The sequence below is a fragment of the Vibrio plantisponsor genome (assembly GCF_013041605.1).
Classification (GTDB): Bacteria; Pseudomonadota; Gammaproteobacteria; order Enterobacterales; family Vibrionaceae; genus Vibrio; species Vibrio plantisponsor.
Map to the genome: position 1 here is coordinate 235,358 of NZ_JABEQC010000006.1, position 18,655 is coordinate 254,012.

At 44.3% G+C, this 18,655-nt stretch carries 20 protein-coding genes and 1 riboswitch; of the genes, 5 read left to right on the top strand and 15 right to left on the bottom strand.

The genetic code is table 11. From position 1 onward, the window contains the following. Nucleotides 1–4: 4 nt before the first annotated feature. The 15 genes from HKI82_RS10760 to HKI82_RS10830 form a co-directional block, all read right to left on the bottom strand. Nucleotides 5–718, bottom strand: a complete 714-nt coding sequence (locus tag HKI82_RS10760) for a cobalt-factor II C(20)-methyltransferase (RefSeq protein WP_102941977.1) — start codon at nt 716–718, stop codon at nt 5–7. After that, nucleotides 715–1,521: a sirohydrochlorin cobaltochelatase gene (gene cbiK, locus HKI82_RS10765; protein ID WP_171137977.1), complete on the bottom strand. Its 807-nt coding sequence runs from the start codon at nt 1,519–1,521 to the stop codon at nt 715–717. The genes HKI82_RS10760 and cbiK overlap by 4 nt, the downstream gene beginning before the upstream one ends. Continuing rightward, on the bottom strand, nt 1,518–2,399 hold the full coding sequence (locus HKI82_RS10770; RefSeq protein WP_171137978.1) for a precorrin-6A/cobalt-precorrin-6A reductase: 882 nt from the start codon (nt 2,397–2,399) through the stop codon (nt 1,518–1,520). Before HKI82_RS10770 ends, cbiK begins: the two co-directional genes overlap by 4 nt. After that, complete coding sequence (locus HKI82_RS10775) at nt 2,396–3,121, bottom strand: precorrin-3B C(17)-methyltransferase (protein ID WP_171137979.1); 726 nt, start codon at nt 3,119–3,121, stop codon at nt 2,396–2,398. The genes HKI82_RS10770 and HKI82_RS10775 overlap by 4 nt, the downstream gene beginning before the upstream one ends. Next, nucleotides 3,121–4,191, bottom strand: a complete 1,071-nt coding sequence (locus HKI82_RS10780) for a cobalt-precorrin 5A hydrolase (protein ID WP_171137980.1) — start codon at nt 4,189–4,191, stop codon at nt 3,121–3,123. Before HKI82_RS10780 ends, HKI82_RS10775 begins: the two co-directional genes overlap by 1 nt. Continuing rightward, complete coding sequence (locus tag HKI82_RS10785) at nt 4,178–4,942, bottom strand: cobalt-precorrin-4 methyltransferase (protein WP_171137981.1); 765 nt, start codon at nt 4,940–4,942, stop codon at nt 4,178–4,180. Before HKI82_RS10785 ends, HKI82_RS10780 begins: the two co-directional genes overlap by 14 nt. Continuing rightward, a complete protein-coding gene (locus tag HKI82_RS10790) occupies nt 4,935–5,507 on the bottom strand; it encodes a decarboxylating cobalt-precorrin-6B (C(15))-methyltransferase (RefSeq protein WP_171137982.1) in 573 nt (190 codons plus the stop codon). The genes HKI82_RS10785 and HKI82_RS10790 overlap by 8 nt, the downstream gene beginning before the upstream one ends. Next, nucleotides 5,494–6,099, bottom strand: a complete 606-nt coding sequence (locus HKI82_RS10795; protein ID WP_171137983.1) for a cobalt-precorrin-7 (C(5))-methyltransferase — start codon at nt 6,097–6,099, stop codon at nt 5,494–5,496. Before HKI82_RS10795 ends, HKI82_RS10790 begins: the two co-directional genes overlap by 14 nt. Beyond that, on the bottom strand, nt 6,096–7,232 hold the full coding sequence (gene cbiD, locus HKI82_RS10800; RefSeq protein WP_171137984.1) for a cobalt-precorrin-5B (C(1))-methyltransferase CbiD: 1,137 nt from the start codon (nt 7,230–7,232) through the stop codon (nt 6,096–6,098). The genes HKI82_RS10795 and cbiD overlap by 4 nt, the downstream gene beginning before the upstream one ends. Beyond that, complete coding sequence (locus HKI82_RS10805) at nt 7,229–7,864, bottom strand: cobalt-precorrin-8 methylmutase (protein ID WP_171137985.1); 636 nt, start codon at nt 7,862–7,864, stop codon at nt 7,229–7,231. Before HKI82_RS10805 ends, cbiD begins: the two co-directional genes overlap by 4 nt. Before the next feature lie 10 nt (nt 7,865–7,874). Beyond that, nucleotides 7,875–8,828, bottom strand: coding sequence for an adenosylcobinamide-phosphate synthase CbiB (gene cbiB, locus HKI82_RS10810; protein ID WP_206361873.1), 954 nt, complete (start codon nt 8,826–8,828; stop codon nt 7,875–7,877). After that, nucleotides 8,825–10,192 carry a cobyrinic acid a,c-diamide synthase CobB gene (locus HKI82_RS10815; RefSeq protein ID WP_171137986.1) on the bottom strand — a complete coding sequence of 456 codons (1,368 nt, stop codon included), beginning with the start codon at nt 10,190–10,192 and terminating at the stop codon, nt 8,825–8,827. Before HKI82_RS10815 ends, cbiB begins: the two co-directional genes overlap by 4 nt. Nucleotides 10,193–10,294: 102 nt before the next feature. After that, nucleotides 10,295–10,494, bottom strand: a riboswitch (cobalamin riboswitch). Nucleotides 10,495–10,780: 286 nt separating this feature from the next. Beyond that, nucleotides 10,781–11,686, bottom strand: coding sequence for a transcriptional regulator PocR (gene pocR / locus HKI82_RS10820; protein ID WP_102941966.1), 906 nt, complete (start codon nt 11,684–11,686; stop codon nt 10,781–10,783). 317 nt (nt 11,687–12,003) lie between these two features. Beyond that, entirely contained in the window at nt 12,004–13,086 is a 1,083-nt protein-coding gene (locus tag HKI82_RS10825; RefSeq protein ID WP_171137987.1) for a glycerol dehydrogenase, read from the bottom strand. A gap of 192 nt (nt 13,087–13,278) precedes the next feature. Further along, on the bottom strand, nt 13,279–14,097 hold the full coding sequence (locus HKI82_RS10830; RefSeq protein ID WP_102941964.1) for an MIP/aquaporin family protein: 819 nt from the start codon (nt 14,095–14,097) through the stop codon (nt 13,279–13,281). Nucleotides 14,098–14,682: 585 nt separating this feature from the next. Here HKI82_RS10830 and pduA point away from each other — a divergent pair. The 5 genes from pduA to pduE are packed head-to-tail and all read left to right on the top strand — an operon-like array spanning nt 14,683 to nt 18,655. Beyond that, nucleotides 14,683–14,967: a propanediol utilization microcompartment protein PduA gene (pduA, locus tag HKI82_RS10835; RefSeq protein WP_102941963.1), complete on the top strand. Its 285-nt coding sequence runs from the start codon at nt 14,683–14,685 to the stop codon at nt 14,965–14,967. Then, nucleotides 14,964–15,770: a propanediol utilization microcompartment protein PduB gene (pduB, locus tag HKI82_RS10840; RefSeq protein ID WP_102941962.1), complete on the top strand. Its 807-nt coding sequence runs from the start codon at nt 14,964–14,966 to the stop codon at nt 15,768–15,770. Before pduA ends, pduB begins: the two co-directional genes overlap by 4 nt. A 21-nt stretch (nt 15,771–15,791) precedes the next feature. After that, nucleotides 15,792–17,456, top strand: a complete 1,665-nt coding sequence (gene pduC / locus HKI82_RS10845; protein ID WP_112404360.1) for a propanediol dehydratase large subunit PduC — start codon at nt 15,792–15,794, stop codon at nt 17,454–17,456. Between the two features lie 12 nt (nt 17,457–17,468). Then, complete coding sequence (locus HKI82_RS10850; protein ID WP_171137988.1) at nt 17,469–18,125, top strand: propanediol/glycerol family dehydratase medium subunit; 657 nt, start codon at nt 17,469–17,471, stop codon at nt 18,123–18,125. A gap of 14 nt (nt 18,126–18,139) precedes the next feature. Continuing rightward, a complete protein-coding gene (gene pduE, locus HKI82_RS10855; RefSeq protein WP_171137989.1) occupies nt 18,140–18,655 on the top strand; it encodes a propanediol dehydratase small subunit PduE in 516 nt (171 codons plus the stop codon).

The window sequence follows — 18,655 nt, forward strand, 5'->3', positions numbered from 1 at the left end:
CCTTCTAGTGATGTTTCCAGCTACGGTTTACCACTATGGTTGAGAAGTAAGGCAGAGCTTCACCCTCTTCTACTTGTGACAAATCCGGATAAAAGATCTCATTCTCCATTGAGGCGTTTGCCATCAACACAGCATGTTCAAGCAAACCCTGCTCAATCAACAACTGACGCACTTTGTCAAAACGCCCGTAGACTTTCATCAGCACCACAGCTTCGTGGTCTATCAAAGCACGGCGAAGTACTTCTATCTCTGCAGTACATGACATCACCGCCAATGACTGTTGTTCCATACACAGTGGGAAGTGCGCTTGTGATGCGATACAAGAGAAAGAGGTAATTCCGGGAATGATGTCTATATCAATTTTGCTTTCGAGACGTTCGAGCAGAAATACCCAGGTGCTAAACAACATGCTGTCACCTAAGGTAATGAATCCCACTTGTTTCCCGTGATTCACATCTGCTTCAATTTCGAATGCAACGTCATCCCACGCTTGCTGCTTTTCTTGCGCATCATTGGTCATGGGGAAATGGCGCTCTTTGATCAGAACTTGTTTTCCGATGTATTCACGAACAATCGACAGTGCAAGGCTATCGCCGCCTTTGCGACCTGCAGGTGCATACAAAACATCCAACTTATCAAGAAGTCGAGCTGCCCTTACAGTAATAAGGTCGCTTGCGCCCGGTCCCGTTCCAATCGCATAGAGTTTTCCTTTATTCACGCGACTTTCTCCTTAACCAATGGCTTATTTGCTAATTCAGTAGCAGCTAAGTGATCGACAAACATCTGTCTGATAAGCGGATTTTCTCCCAATCCCTGAACGATCGGTTCGGCAACGATGCCCGCTTTTTGAATCAGTGTTTTCCATGAATCAGGTTCATCAGAAGCCATGTCATTGATTGCGTGGTCACCGGCAACCAGCATCAGCGGCATAAGGTATACTTTGTTAACGCACTCATTTTCCAGCCTAGAAATCACGCTCTCGATCTCTGGATAGCTCTCCACCGCGCCAACAACATAGGGTAAATTTCTCGCCATCATCATGTGGTCAAGACAAGCGTAAGCAGAGAAGGCATGGTGTGTTGCTCCGTGCCCCATAAGCACCAAACGTTCATCGTGCTTCAGTTGTGGCGCTTGATGTTGAATGGCTTCAACAAGCTGATCATAGTCATCCATACAACTCAACAGAGGCAGACCTAGCTGCAAGTTTTCAAATTCATCGCGATAAGATTCCACTTGCTGAGAGATCTTTTCGTATTCGTCACCATTGATGATGTGTAAAGACTGAACAACCACATCACGATAACCTGCCTCTTTCAGACGTTGCAGAACCTGCTGTGGGTTATCGATATGAATCCCATCGCGCTTCTCCAGTTTCCTGATGATCATCGAAGACGTAAATGCTCGGAAGAAATCTCGATTAGGATAAGCCCGTGCAAGTTCGGCTTCACATGGTTCGATGTTTTTCTTCATCGCATGGGTATAGCTGGTGCCAAAGCTGATTACAACTAATGCTTTTTTCATACTAAACATGCCTCTTGTTGCCAACTGTCAAACAGCTCTTCACAGCCAGATAAGTTGGTCTGATAACTCACGTATTGGTTAATCGTTGTTGTCTTTGGCCGTTCGATCACAATGCAAGGGATACCCAGCTCGATACACGGCTCTACTTTTTCTCCAAAGCCACCAACGCTGCCCGATTCCTTTGTGATCACGACATCCGGCTGAAGCATTTCATACAGCGCATGATTCATGTTTCGAGTAAAAGGACCTTTCATCGCGATGATATTTTCAATACCAAGTCCTAATGCGTTGCACTCACTGATCACTTCTGCAACTGGCAACACTCGTGCAAACAGCACTTTGTCTCTCAGCATTCGCTTGAACGTTTCCAAATCTTTACTGCCAGTGGTGAGTAAAACCCGTTGCTGGCTGTCTGTGATTTTTCTGCACGCGTCCATCACATTGGTTGCCTTGATAACCAAAGGCGAATCATGAATAGATTGAGACTTTTCGTTTGTAACTCTCTCCAATGTGGAGTGTGTTATTTGTGACTCGTAACTAGGACGTTCGTAACTAGGAAGCTCGTAGCTGGGGCGCTCATAACGCATGACCGGACACTTGATACCTTCACATGCCACCACTATCGTGAGTCGAAGAACCTGTGCGTAGGGATGAGCAGCATCAATAACGTAATCCACGTGGTTGCGTTGAATAAATTCGCGCATGGCGGAGCTGTCCATACGCCCTAAGATAACGTTGGATTCAAATTGTTTTGCGCTGTGTTTACCTTCTTCGGTTGCGACTGACAACGTAAAGTGAATGCTGCGCGCAGCCAGTGCCTCGCACAACATCAAAGCGTCAGAAGTTCCTCCAAAAACAAGCACATGGTTTGGTTTCACAATGAATACCCTCTCGGCGTAATCATCATGCCCTGATCGAAATAAGTAGACTGATTACCCACAACAACCAAAGTACGCATGTCGACCAATTCAAAATCCATCTCTTCGAAAGGCATAATCCATTTTTCCTCTTTACGTCTGCCCGCTTCTTTTACGATGCCAACAGGCGTATTGGGATTTTTGAACGGTGCCATCAGCTCAAAAGCACGTTTTAGATGACCTTCTCTACCGTGACTTCTCGGGTTGTAGAAACAGATAACGAAATCGGCCTCTGCTGCATTAATGATGCGTTTTTCAATTAGCTCCCAAGGCGTTAATAAGTCACTCAAACTGATGTGACAGAAGTCGTGCATCAGTGGTGCGCCAAGTACGGAACCTGCTGCAATACTCGCAGTCATTCCCGGTATCACTTTGACTTCAACGTCCCATTTTTGCTTAGTGACCATTTCAAGAATTAATCCAGCCATACCGTACACGCCGGAATCACCACTGCTAATAATGGCGACCGTTTTTCCAGATTGAGCCAATTCCAATGCGGTCTGACAACGCTCAATTTCTTTACACATTCCGGTTTTAATTACCGGCTTATCGCCCACCAACTCTTTGACTAAATGGGTGTATGTTTTGTAACCCACAATCACTTCAGCCGCTTCTATGGCTTCTCGAGCTTGGTAAGTCATCATGTCGAGTCCACCCGGACCAATTCCTACCACGTATAACATCAGTTCAATACTCCATAGGTAATAGTGATTCCTTGCTGTTTAATGGTGTCACCCAGCAGAGAGCCGTTGCTCAATAACCACGCTGCAGGCTGAGATACAGCACCTACGCCCACGGTTTTGGCAACAAAATCAGAATGAGGAAAACGGTCTGCGCACTGATTTAACTCATCGGCGCTAAACACTTCAAAAGGCACATCATAAGATTTCGCCAAATTAACGATGGCATCTTCATTGCGTTTAACATCAATGCTGCCAATGATGCTCAACGCTTTAGGATGAATATTCAAAGCCTGCAACTGGCTATTGAAAAGCGACTTCAAGAGGTCTGGTTCAACACCTTTGCGGCAACCGATACCTGCCACTAAGCGTTTAGGAATTAATTGGAATGTAGGTACAGACCAATTTGGACGTGTTGATTGCATAGACACGTCAATCAAAGCATCCAGTGAATGCTGAGAAATTGTCTCGTCATCAACAATCGTCAAACCACGTATATCAAAGCTGTGAATATCGAAATCCAGTTGGTTAACAAGAAACGGGTCAACAATGATGCCTACCTGCTTACCACTGACCAACATCTGGTTAATGGTTTTGGTAGCGACACGAAAATCGATGGTGTCGGCACACATCTGCTTGGCTAGCAAATCAAACGAGCATGTCTGATTAACATCGGTTGATGTGGTAATCACAGCCGTACCGTCAATCAGGTGAGACAGATAACGGGCTAGCTCATTCGCACCACCGACATGACCAGATAATAGGCTGATGACATGCTTACCTTTTTCATCAATAACCAACACCGCGGGATCGGTAAACTTATCCTGAAGCAGCGGCGCAATAGTTCGAACGACGATGCCACACGCTCCAATCACTATGATGGCACTGTCACGTAGAAATGCCTGACTCAGTGTGTTTTTGAAGCTATCGACAAACGGTTTGAACCCATCCTGCAGATATTTTTCAGAGCAGTAGCACTCCATCGGCAGGTGTTCGCGCAGCTTATTCGCCACCTGCTGACCACCCGGTGTTAACGTGAATAAAGAGACCGATTCACACCTAACGGTATTCATGGCAGAACTCCGCGTCATACAGTTTGGAGTAGTGATACTCTTCACCGAGGAAACGCCCAACCAGAATCAATGCTGTTTTATAGATGCCCGCTTCCGTTACCTGTTGTGCGATATCAGCCAGTGTGCCTCTCAAAATTTGGCAATCTTTCCACGTGGCTTTGTAAACGATAGAGACTGGAGTATCTGAGGGATAACCGCCCGTCATCAGCTTATCGACGACTTCCCCAATCCCTTTCACTGATAAGAAAATCGCCATAGAGGTTTGATGCTGAGCAAAACTTTCCAGTGACTCCAGTTCCGGTGTTGGTGTTCTGCCAGCCATACGTGTGATGATGAGACTTTGAGAGACTTCTGGAACGGTGTATTCAACACCAAGTTCAGACGCTGCACCAAGGAAAGACGAAACACCCGCCACTGAACGAAAACCAATGCCCAGTTTTTCCAACTCTTCACCTTGTTCGCGGATTGAGCCATACAAAGAGAGATCGCCGGTTTGCAGACGAACCACCAATTTTCCTGCGTTTACTCCCTCTGCCATCATGGTGATGATCTGCTCCAAATGCATATAGGCACTGTCATGGCATTGGGCAGTCGGTTTACAGTAATTAAGCAACTCAGGATTTATCAACGAACCCGCATAGATGACAATATCAGCCTGTTTTAGCAAGTTGTAACCTTTCAAAGTAATCAGCTCTGGATCACCTGGACCTGCGCCAACAAAGTAGACTTTAGAATGATCAAAGTTATCCATGACGTTGATTCCCCTTAATACATGAAACGATAAATGTTGGATTATTTGGCTTGAAGTAGTAGCTAGTGCCGAGAGAAGTCATAGAAGAGACTTGGATTTGGCTACACTCAAATTCGTCGATAGCGCACGTTTTTAAATGGTCTAGTGCTTGGTTAAGACTGCCGTGCAAAATGAAGTTCATCACAAGACGACCGCCCTCTAATAAATGGTCTAACGCCCAATCAATAATCTGTTCTAAATTGCCGCCAGAGCCGCCAATAAACACCGCGTCGAATTTTCCGGTCAGTTCACAGGGCGCCATTTTGTTGATTAGGTGAATATGGTTACAGCCAAAGCGCTCCATGTTTTTGTGCATGATTTCTACAGCATGCTCATTCTTTTCAATGGCATACACGTGTAAGCGTTCAAAGCTTAATGCTGCTTCTAAAGCGATGCTTCCTGTTCCCGCCCCCACATCGACAAAACGGCTTGCAGAACCTAACTGCAACTTATCAAGCACGATGGTACGTACTTCTTGCTTTGTCATAGGCACTTTTTCTGCTCTCAGAAATTCACTGTCTCTCATTCATCACCACCACCACGTTCATGTCATACTCACGCTGTACTTGCTCAGGTTTAAGTACTGAAATTGTCTGGTTTTCATACCCCAAGTTTTCACCAACGATGACGCTGCATTTGAGATTGCGTTTTATCGCTTCCTGAGCAATTTCATAAGGACCGAGAATCTTGTCTGTCACCAGAGCAATCTTTTTATGTAAGAAGAGAAAGTCGAAGTCAGGCTGTTTGCCGTGGCTGCTGGTAATGTAAAGATCGTTCATATCAATCCCTACTTCCGAAAACAGCATTTGAATAGAGCTTATGCCTGGAAGACATCTGCGTTGGTCTGGCGCAAAATGCTCGCTAATACGCTTACCGATACCAAATAACATTGGATCGCCGGACGCCAATACAACCACCAGTTGTGATTTGAATTCTTCTAATGTGGCTAACGTGCTCTCAATGCTTCCCGAGAGTTCAATTCGTTGCCCTTTGAAATCGCTAAAAACACTTAATAAGCGAGGCCAACCTACGAGGATATCGGCCTTCGCTATTAAGTTTTCTCCAGCGACAGTCATAAGATCTCTGCGTCCCGGCCCAGTTCCTACTACGTAAATCATTGGAAATCCTCCACGATTTGTTCAACAGGACGATTACTACCTAACACTTGGTTATCAAAAGAAAACAACACTACGTCACACTTAAACTGATGCTTGGCATACTTCAACATTGCCACAACTCTGCGTTCTATCTCTTGAGCGATATTTTGGTAAACCGCCTGATAGCCATGTTCTTCAATCAGCTCAAGCGCTTCTTCGGTGGTTAAGCAGTGATAGATTTGGCGAAGTAAATCATGGGGCGCATTGAGTAACGCCAAGTGGGTGACCAAAGTTTCTAAACGTGCATCAGCAATATGGGAATGGGTGTGAAAAACCCCAGCTGCGATTTTGATAAGCTTACCTAAGTGTCCCACGATAAGAACTTGTTCGAAGTTCAAGCGATTCGCTTCTTGCAACATGTAGCCCACGAAATTGCTCATCGTCACCACAATGTCTTGTTCGATATTGAGTTGTTGCTGAACAAAACGCTCGCCGTGGTTGCCTGGGACTAAGACGATTTTACTGTGTCCTAATGCGCGTTTTTGTTCGAGTTCTATCGCAAGGGAGCGTTTCCAGCTTTCTTCCGACATAGGAGTCACAATGCCTGAAGTACCGATGATCGAGATTCCGTTTTCAATCCCCAATCGTGAGTTGTAGGTTCTCTCAGCGCGTTCTTTTCCTTCAGGTGCAAAAATGGTGACAACCACGCCTTTGTTAGGGCCAATCACATCACGCACTTCTTGTTCTATTGTGTGGCGTGGCGTTTTGTTAATCGCTGCAACACCAACGGGTAAACCCACGCCTTTGCGTGTCACCACGCCCACACCTTCACCGCCAAGTATTTCAATAGTTTGAGTATCGTTCACCGTTACTTGGGCGTAGATCAACATTCCATGGGTAGCATCCACATCATCACCGCCATCTTTACGTATCGCGGCGACAGCACTATGCAATTCCACGGAAGCATCTTCCACATTCAGATTTAGCGCCACACCTGATGGTGTCACAATGGAAACCTGATGAATGAGTTGCTGACGCATCACCATTAGTGCTGCCACTTTGGCTGCGGCAGTCGCACAAGAGCCTGTGGTATAGCCCTTGCGATAAGATTTACCTCTGTGCCAGACAATATCCGCTTCAGCTGTTTGACTCATAACGCCTCCCGCATGTGGTAAAGCACAGCATTGACGATGGCAGCTGCAACATTGCTTCCACCTTTTCTGCCCAGAGCCGTGATAAACGGGAAATTGCTCTCGTAAAGCGCTTGTTTGGATTCTGCCGCACCAACAAAACCAACGGGGACACCTATGGTCATGACAGGTTTATTGACCGCTCTTTCTAGCAGTTGAAACAAAGCTGTGGGTGCATTGCCGAACACAAAAACTTTATTGCCTTCATCTTTTAACGCCTTTTCTACCGCAATCATTGAGCGTGTTTTAGATTGCGCTTTCGCTTGCTCTGCCACCCAAGGGTCAGCGATGTAGCATTTAATGTCACAGTCAAACTGTTTCAAAAGGCTCTTATTGATGCCAGAGAGAGCCATTGTGGTATCGGTGTAGAATGTGCAGCCTTCATAAATAGCCGTTTGCAACGTCGCTAAAGCATCCGGTGAGAACTTTAATATCTCCAGCCAGTCGAAATCGGCAGTAGTATGCACTGCACGAGTAATGACTTTCTTTTCAAGTTCATTAGCAAACTGATAATCAGGAAATTCAGTGGCAATGATCTCGTCGATGATTTCAAAACTCGTCGATTCAATTCGTTGTGGCTGCTGAATAAAGTTCATACGGCTATCCCTAAATAACTATGATGTAAGCGAGTGAAAATAGAAGTAGAGCTAAGGTTGACGTTAAGTACATTAAGCGCGTTGATTGACCGATGTCCTCTGGCTCGATTTCTCTAAGGAAATCTCCAATCCAAGGTTTTTCGACCAATTGACCAAAGTAGTTGCTTGGACCACCAAGTTGCACACCAAGCGCTCCCGCGACCGTCGCTTCAGACCAAGCGCTGTTAGGGCTTTTATGTTGATATCGGTCTCGCCAACCAACGGTAAATGCAGATTTGCCATTGCACCCCATTAGGAAAGCAGACAAAGAAAACAGCAGCCAAGAAATACGAGCAGGAATAAAATTCGCCACATCGTCCATACGCGCAGAGACAAAACCCAACTCTCTGTAGCGATCGTTTTTGTAGCCAACCATAGAATCGAGGGTATTGATCGCTTTGTATGCCATCGCAAGTGGTACACCGCCAATAAACAGATAGAGCATCGGTGCAATCACACCATCTACCGTGTTTTCAGCCACAGTTTCGACTGTCGCTCTGGTGATCTGTTTTTCATCCAGTTGGCTGGTATCACGTCCAACAATGTAAGAGACTTTGAGTCGTGCTTCTTCAAGGTTGTGAGCACGCAGTGGGATTAGCACTTCATAAGCCGCATCTTTTAAGCAGCCTGTGGCGAGCACAGTGAATGCAAGCCAAAGCTCGACAGCTGTCCCAAGTAGCCAGTGGATGTCATAACTCAAATGAATCACTGCCCAAGTAATTAAACCTGCAGTGCCAACAATCCAGAGCCACAAAATGCCGCCAGCGATATAGAGCCATATTTTGCTGCTAAATATTTGTCGGATTCGTTTCTCCATATTGGATATTGAAATCCCGATCAAACGTACAGGATGCGGCCAACTGTGAGGATCACCAATCAACAGATCCATAAAGAATGCGGTGAAATATAGAGTTAAGGTCATCATAGGCTTCGCGCCCTCTTAAACCACTCAAGCAACATCTCCGGAGACTGCGCAAAATGCACATGGAGATACATCGCTAATGTGTTACCTACTTGATAACCACCACGCCATGTTGCAAGCACTTCGCCTTCATGGACTTTACTCAGTGTGAATGCAGGCTCCATATCCGTAACAAAATCGGAATAATGAAATTCGTGACCACGTAACTCATTTCCAGACAGGCACAACAAAGTGTCTACGTCTGCTTTTGCATTGCAGTATCCAAAGCGATTCAGCTTGTTAGTCATAACGCTTTGACCTGACAAGATACCGACCATGGGATAGATGTTTTCTTCACTGTCAGAAAGTGAGCTCCCTAAATACATCAATCCGCCACACTCTGCATAAATGGGCAAATTGGCTTGATGAGCCGCAAGGATTGATTGCAACATCGAACGGTTTTTCGACAGCTTCTCAGCGTATAGCTCAGGGTATCCGCCACCGATATACACCAAATCGCATTCAGGTAATTGTGAGTCCGTTAGAGGGCTAAAATATCGAATTTCAACACCGCAGCTCGTTAGGAGATCAAGATTTGCTTGGTAATAGAAGTTGAATGCCTTATCCATCGCGACTGCCACAACTAAGCCTTTACCCTTACCTTCCATCGCTTGATAAATCGTCTGCGTTGTACCTTGGTAAAGTTGGGAGCAAGCAACACTAAGCAAACCATCAACATCAACATACTGTTCAATAGCGTCAGCCAGTTCATCCCATTGAGAATCCATATCTTGTGATTCTTGAGCAGTCATCAAACCTAAGTGACGAGAAGGAAGTTCAATATTGGGTAACTTAGGTAATCGACCAAACGCTGGAATGTGGCAATAGGTTTCTACGGCCTGTTTAAGAAGCTGGTAGTGCTTATCTGAATTGACGTTATTAAATACAACACCTGCAATGTTGATCTCTTTGCCGAACTGCTGAAAGCCCATAACAATCGCGGCAGCTGATGTCGACATAGCTTTACCGTCTACAACTAAAATCACTGGGCATTTGAGTGCTTTGGCTGTACCTGCGCTGCTGCAATAGTATGGATCGGTGCCATAGCCATCGAATAACCCCATAACACCTTCTATCACTGCGATGTCGGCATTTTGTGTTTGTTGATGGAATAAGGCGTTAACAGTCTGCTCATCGAGCATAAAGGAATCTAAATTATGGGATGGAACGTTGGCGACTTTGCTGTGCCAAGCGGTATCAATGTAGTCCGGGCCAACCTTAAATGGCTGAACTTTTAGCTCACGGCGACACAAGGTTCTTAGTAAACCTAATGTGAATGTTGTTTTGCCGCTTCCGCTGTTTGTGCCCGCTATAAGTAATGCTTTCATAGTCCACTTTCAGTTACGTTTCTGAACGGACGGTGGGCAGGTGAAAAGTCGTAGGGTCTTAAGAGAGGAACCTACTTCTCTCACTCTCTTCCCACCGAAGGAGTTATTGAGTTCAACTTGATTCGTCTTCTGGCTTAGCTTCATCCTTCTTGATTCCTTCCCGTTTCACCTATGAAACAGTGGTATAACCAAGTCGTCAGCATTACAGCAGCGGGGGCTGCGGAGGATTCTCACCTCACTTCCGTAATCCCTTGCGGGATATATGCCCAGTCTGGGGCATAACCAAATTGAAATATCGTGTTTCGACAACTAAAACTAACTACATATCTTGTTCCTAAATCTCACTATAGGCTTCTAGTAAATAAATTCTGGCTACCATGATGATGAATTTCTGCCAAATTATCACCTCCAATGGTAATAAATTGTCATGCTAACCAAAACAACCATTTAAAACAGTATCTTACAGAGTTAATTAAAACATACAAATGGTAATTTATTGTCATTGTGCAATATTCAAATATGTTAAGTGGCACCGGTTATTAAACTCAAGTGCCACTTAAAAATTAAATCACTTATTTTCTAGATCAACTAATCGTGAATTACCGCATCTTGATAATGTTTATCTCTATATTCTTGCGGACTCATACTGCAATTTTTTCTAAATACTTTGCAGAAATAACTGGTCTGAGAAAATCCCAAATTTTTCGCAATTGTCGCCACAGGGATACCACTGCTTTTTAACATTTTCTTGGCGTGCATAATACGGCAATTATTTAAGTACGCATTGAAACCAATGCCAAGATGTTTCTTGAATAACTTCGAAAAGTAGTAAGGGCTAAGATAGATATGGGCAGCGACATCTTCCAATTTAATGTCGTCACTAAAATGGTGCTCAATAAAGCGCAACGCCTTTTTGATCTTATGATCATTGTTATTGATAGAGAGCTTTTGTTGGTCGTTAATGCCAGTATCGTCAATCACTACAAGGTTAATGTGCTTACGAATACAGTTCTCAACAATCAGTTGCAGTAACTCGGCAGAAGCCAGGACTTTTTGGTAATCAACGACTGGAATATCTTCAAAGCAATGACGAAGCTCCTCGTCTTTTTCCCACATATTTTGGGTGTGAGCCATCCCTTCAATGGACTCATCTTCATGGCCGATAAGTCTTACCTGTCCGCACAACACAAAGCCAACCAAGTGCCCTTCAACGATCAAAGGAATTGAGAAATCCGTAAGCCCAGCATGGCATTGGTACACACATGGTTTGTTATCAACAGAGGCTTTGAGGCCACCTCTTTTATCACTGAGCATGCATTGATTGTAGAGTTCGGGGTTCTGTCTGATCTTTTGACAGAAATCTGAAAAGTTAAATCGTTCTGATATTTCCTCTCCATGTATATTTACGACGACCACGGCTAATTCTGTCGCTTGTGCAAAATCTGAAGCGATCTTTCTTATTAATGCTGAGTCTAATGAGGTAACAGAAGACATAACCACCTTCTTAGTCCATTGATACGATACAAAATACTTCGTCCCGAAATTCGAGTTTATATGTAGCACCAAGATGGAAACAAATAAGTGATCAGTAACTAAATTAACTAATTTATTTCGTCAGATTTATGTAAAGAAACTTTGATGGTTAATATTTTGATAATTAATTGTTACATGCAACTAATTTACTTAGAGAAAGGAAACACTTTAATTTATTCATATAACGAAATTAAAAAACCTGTCTAAGTGACATAAATGTGAAAAAATTTATTCATATCACCCAGACAAGAAATAAAATAGACGTTTATTCCAATATTTTAACTACCTAATTCATGAGCAGTGAGAATCGCAGAAAGGACTAATTCTGGGGTCACTTTAAATGGCATGTTGTGGATAGTTTCCCCTTCTGCACATGCTGCTTTCGCCACGTTGAGTAGCTTATCTTTGTCTATGTGCAGAACCCCCATATCGGTTAGGTTTGTTGGTAGCCCAACATTACAGCAGAATTCGATCACTTCATTGATTTCTTCCATTGGTGCATTTTCTAAAACCAACTGAGTAATGGTACCAAACGCCACTTTTTCACCATGGTACAAATGATGGCACTCTTCTAGAAGTGTCAAACCATTATGAATCGCATGTGCAGCAGCCAAGCCAGAGCTTTCAAATCCAATTCCGGAAAGATAGGTATTGGCTTCAACAATATTTTCCAGAGCACGGCTTGAAAGGTTGTTGTCACACGCCACTTTAGCTTTCAACCCATCGCTCATCAGAATTTGGAAGCAGAGTTTTGCTAACGCTTGCGCCGCTTTTGTTGGTGCTCCGCCAGCCATAGTTCCTTTGCCGGAACGCTCGTTTGCCCTTGCTTCAAAATAGGTAGAGAGTGCATCCCCCATACCAGAAACAAGTAGACGTGTCGGCGCTTGCGCTACGATCTGAGTATCCATAATCACAACGTCAGGGTTTTTGGTGTAGAAGCGATATTCGCTGAACTCGCCTTCTGGCGTATAAATTACTGACAATGCGCTGGTGGGTGCATCAGTTGACGCTATCGTCGGCACAATTACCACAGGAATACTAAGCTCCGCACCAACGGCTTTCGCAGTATCCAGTGTTTTGCCGCCACCAATACCCACCACAGCTTCAACTCGCTGATCTTTTGCAACGGCAGTTAAACGTTCAATTTCTGGCTGTGAACATTCACCACCAAAAAGTGCAAAGTACCCTTCTATATTTTGCTCACTGAAACTTACGCTCACTCTTTTTTCTACTAACTGAGTAACGAAGTTATCGGCAAGCACAATAACAGAACTCCCTAAAGGCTTAACGTACGCCCCTAAGTTATCCATCACGTTTGGTCCTTGTACGTACTTACTTGGGCAAATAATAATGTTATCCATTGTTGCTCCTTAGGGCTTTAAGACCCTAGTTTCACGTTAAAAGTAATCTCAACGTCATACTTAAAGCTGCTGTTGTAAAAAATGATGCCTCACCTTTTACAACTCGCAGCTTTAAATACCTGTGCATAGGATTATATTTTGTTGGTTCTACTCATTAGCAAAACGATGAATCCAGAACGACTTCTGTACACGTTAAAGTTGTGTCTGGCCCTCAACCTCCTTTGCTGAAGGTTTCTCCGCTTCTAAACCTTTACCAATAAAGAATTTGTAGCCAGCACCACCTACGCATGCGCCGATGATCGGAGCAATGATTGGCACCAAGAAATAAGGAATATCGCGTGCGCCAGTCATGGCAACATTTCCCCATCCTGCTAAATAAGCGAATAGTTTTGGTCCGAAATCACGTGCAGGGTTCATCGCAAATCCTGTTAATGGGGCTGTTGATGCACCGATAACTGCAACAAGAATACCGATTAATAGCGGAGCCAAAGCACCTCTAGGAACACCGTTACCATCGTCGGTCAAAGCAAGGATCAATGACATAAGTGTTGCGGTAATAATGATTTCTACAAAGGCTGCTTGGAAAACGGAAATGGCAGGATGAGGATAGGTACTAAAAATACCGGCCAAGTAGAGACTCTCTTCAGAACCACGCACCATATTGTTTGCCGTTTCATATGCGGTGAAAAGGTCTTTGTAAATTAGGTAACACATTGCAACACCAAAGAAAGCGCCCGCAGTTTGAGACAAGCTGTAAGGAATCACTTTACGTTTGTCAAAGTTCGCAAACAGCCAAAGGCCAATGGTTACCGCTGGATTCAAGTGTGCACCTGAGACACCTGCAGTTAGATAAACAGCTAGAGAGATCCCCAAGCCCCACACAATACAAATTTCCCACAAACCATAAGACGCTCCAGCGACTTTGATAGCAGACAAACAACTTGCACCAAAAAATAAAAATAGCCCAGTTCCGAAGAACTCAGATATACATTCGTTTCGTAGGTTACTCATGACATTATGTTCCTTTTTATAGAAATAAACGCTGCCTTATATAAGGTGTTTATTTAATTAAATATAAATATAACCCCTATTCCACGAAGCCAACTTACGGTTCATGAAATGAAAAACTTCGACATAAAGTATATTTTTTTAATTTGTTACTTTTTTGCCATCAATTCACACTTTATAGGTATTTTTTAAATACCCATTAATAAAAATACCCAAAATTAGATTAAATAACGTTTAATAACAACTACTTATATTACACAGAGAAAGGTAAAAAATTGCTTAGATTAATTTTCAATTATTGATACGGAAGTCCCATAAATCCGTTATTTATGACTAACTTCAAATTATTTGTAACTTTGCTAAATGTCACAAAAATAAACAATAAAAAAATAGCCAAATAGCAATTTTTTACCAATAGCCTATTCCTCATGAACCCTGAAATTACTTATACCTCCATTTTTAAAGTGCAATTTTTTCACATATAGCACTAATTAGTCGCAATTAAATCCCTCAAACTAAACCATTATTTTTCGTCCGACTTTTCTAATATCTCTGCGCAACATTATGAAAATACTACGAGGTATAAATATGCAACAAGAAGCACTAGGAATGGTCGAGACCCGTGGTCTAACCGCTGCAATTGAAGCTGCAGACACAATGGTCAAATCGGCAAACGTAGTCCTTGTCGGATACGAAAAAATCGGCTCTGGCTTGGTAACAGTGGTTGTTCGTGGCGATGTGGGTGCGGTTAAAGCTGCAACTGACGCAGGCGCATCTTCTGCTGCCAATGTTGGTGAAGTTGTCGCAACACACGTTATTCCTCGCCCTCATACGGACGTTGAAAAAATTCTTCCAAAAGGACTTAACGAATGAGTGACAACCCATTAGTTGAACAAATCATGAATCAGGTGATCGCTCGGGTTCAGAATGGTTCACCTGATGTCTCCTCAGCGAAAAAAAATCGAGGTGAAACAATGGATAAAAAAACATGCAGTCTTACTGAGTTTGTCGGTACTGCTATTGGCGACACCATCGGGTTAGTCATAGCAAACGTCGACACGGCTCTTTTGGATGCTATGAAACTGGAAAAACGCTACCGCTCTATCGGCATCATGGGTGCTCGTACTGGTGCTGGTCCCCACATCATGGCAGCAGACGAAGCAGTTAAAGGTACAAACACTGAAGTGGTTTGTATTGAACTTCCTCGCGACACCAAAGGCGGCGCAGGTCATGGTTCTTTAATTGTGTTTGGTGGTGATGATGTTTCTGACGTTCGTCGCGCTGTTGAAGTTGCACTTAAAGAATTGGATCGCACATTCGGTGACGTATATGCAAACGCTGCTGGTCACATCGAACTTCAATACACCGCTCGCGCAAGCTACGCACTAGAAAAAGCATTTGGCGCACCGCTAGGTAAATCTTGTGGCGTCATCGTGGGTGCTCCTGCTTCTGTGGGTGTTTTGATGGCAGATACTGCAGTGAAATCTGCAAATGTTGACGTAATCGCGTACAGCACTCCAGCAAACGGCACAAGTTTCAGTAACGAAGCCATCTTAGTAGTTTCCGGTGATTCAGGCGCAGTTCGCCAAGCAGTTATCTCTGCTCGTGAAATCGGTAAAACACTACTAGGTGCATTGGGTGACGAGCCAACTAACGATCGTCCTTCTTACATCTAATCAAATTAACGAGGTTGGTTCATGCGTTCAAAAAGATTTGAAGCACTGGCAAAACGCCCAGTTAACCAAGATGGATTTGTAAAAGATTGGGTCGAAGAAGGCTTTATTGCAATGGAAAGCCCGAATGATCCAACGCCATCCATAAAAATAGTAAACGGAAAGGTTGTTGAACTGGATGGTAAACCCGAATCTAAATTCGATTTAATCGATCACTATATTGCACGTTACGGTATTAACCTTGCCAATGCAGAAAAAGCAATGGCGATGGACTCCGTTAAAGTCGCGAACATGCTTTGCGACCCTAACGTTAAGCGCGCAGACATCATTCCGCTCACTACCGCAATGACACCAGCAAAAATTGTTGAAGTCATGTCGCACATGAACGTGGTAGAGATGATGATGGCCATGCAAAAAATGCGTGCTCGCCGTACACCATCTCAACAAGCTCACGTTACCAACGTGCGCGACAACCCTGTGCAGATCGCTGCCGATGCAGCAGAAGGTGCGTTGCGTGGTTTTGATGAACAAGAGACCACAGTAGCCGTTGCGCGTTATGCACCATTTAACGCTATTGCGCTACTTATTGGCTCTCAAGTCGGTCGCCCAGGCGTACTAACTCAGTGTTCATTGGAAGAAGCAACTGAGCTAAAACTGGGTATGTTGGGTCACACCTGTTATGCAGAAACTATCTCTGTTTACGGTACTGAACCTGTATTTACCGACGGTGATGACACGCCTTGGTCTAAAGGTTTCTTGGCATCATCTTACGCATCACGCGGCTTGAAAATGCGCTTCACTTCGGGCTCAGGTTCTGAAGTACAAATGGGTTATGCGGAAGGCAAATCCATGCTCTACCTAGAAGCACGCTGTATTTACATCACTAAAGGTGCTGGCGTACAAGGTCTGCAAAACGGCTCAGTAAGCTGTATCGGTGTACCATCAGCGGTGCCATCAGGTATTCGTGCAGTACTTGCAGAGAACCTTATCTGTGCAGCTCTCGATCTTGAATGTGCATCCAGTAACGACCAAACATTTACGCACTCGGACATGCGTCGTACCGCACGTTTGTTGATGCAGTTCTTGCCAGGTACTGACTTCATTTCTTCCGGTTACTCTGCTGTTCCTAACTACGACAACATGTTCGCAGGTTCGAACGAAGACGCTGAAGACTTTGACGATTACAACGTTATCCAACGTGACCTTAAAGTCGATGGTGGCTTACGCCCAGTTCGCGAAGAGGAAGTCGTTGCGGTTCGTAATAAAGCAGCACGTGCAATGCAAGCTGTATTCGCCGGTCTTGGTTTCCCAGTGATCACCGATGAAGAAGTAACAGCAGCGACTTACGCTCACGGTTCGAAAGACATGCCAGAACGCAACATCGTTGAAGACTTGAAAGCAGCTCAAGAAGTGATTGAGAAGAGCTTGAGTGGTTTAGACGTAGTGAAAGCGTTAGCGAAAGGCGGTTTCGAAGATGTGGCAACCGACATGCTGAACATTCAGAAAGCGAAGATCTCAGGCGACTACTTGCACACCTCAGCCATCATCGTGGGTGACGGTCAAGTGCTATCCGCCATTAACGATGTCAACGACTACGCAGGTCCCGCTACGGGATATCGTTTACAGGGTGAACGTTGGGAAGAAATTAAGAACATTCCAAATGCCCTTGATCCTCAAGATCTTGGATAAGGAAGGCGAAAGATGGTTGATATCAATGAAACACTGTTGCGTCAGATTGTTGAAGACGTACTAAGAGAAATGGCAAGCGCTGATAAGCCAGTTTCTTTTGCTAAATCAGCTCCAGCTGGCAATGAAGACTCATTCCTACGTGAGTTAGCACCAGCCAAAAACGGTAGCAGCAAGGATGAAGTGATTATCGCAGTTGGCCCAGCATTTGGTTTAAGCCAAACAACCAACATGGTTGGCACACCGCATAAAGCAATCATTCGTGAGCTCAAAGCAGGCATCGAAGAAGAAGGTTTAAAAGCACGTGTTATTCGCTGCTTCAAATCTTCAGACGTTGCGTTTATTGCCGTTGAAGGTGACCGCTTGAGTGGTTCCGGTATTTGTATCGGTATCCAGTCAAAAGGTACTACGGTAATTCACCAAAACGGTCTTCCACCGCTTTCTAACTTAGAGCTTTTCCCACAAGCACCACTTTTGACGCTAGAAACTTACCGTCAAATCGGGAAAAACGCCGCTAAGTATGCAAAAGGTGAATCGCCACAACCTGTTCCAACACTGAACGACCAAATGGCTCGTCCTAAGTACCAAGCAAAATCTGCGGTATTGCACATCAAAGAAACCAAACACGTTGTGCAAGGCAAAGGTGCTGTGGAACTTGAGGTCTTAGATTAACGAAAGGAAATGCTATGAATTCTGAATCTATCGAATCCTTAGTTCGCGACGTGTTGTACAAGATGAGCAACACAAGCGATGCGCCGGTTTCGTCAAGCACAGCTCAATCTAACAGTTCAGTGACTGTTAAAGATTATCCTCTAGCGAACAAACACCCTGACTGGGTTAAAACCAGCACAGGTAAAACACTAGACGATATCACTCTCGCGAACGTGTTAAACGGCAGCGTGAAATCAGCAGACATGCGTATCACTCCTGAAATTCTAAGAATTCAGGCAGACATCGCTCGCAGTGCTGGACGTGAACGCTTGGCGATTAACTTTGAACGCGCGGCAGAACTGACTGCTGTACCTGATGATCGTGTTCTTGAGATTTACAACGCACTCCGCCCTTATCGCTCCACCAAAGGAGAGCTGATTGCAATCTCTGACGAACTCAAATCCAAATACCACGCGACGATCTGTTCGCAGTACGTTCGTGAAGCGGCTGATTTGTACGTCGAGCGTAAAAAACTCAAAGGCGATGATTAA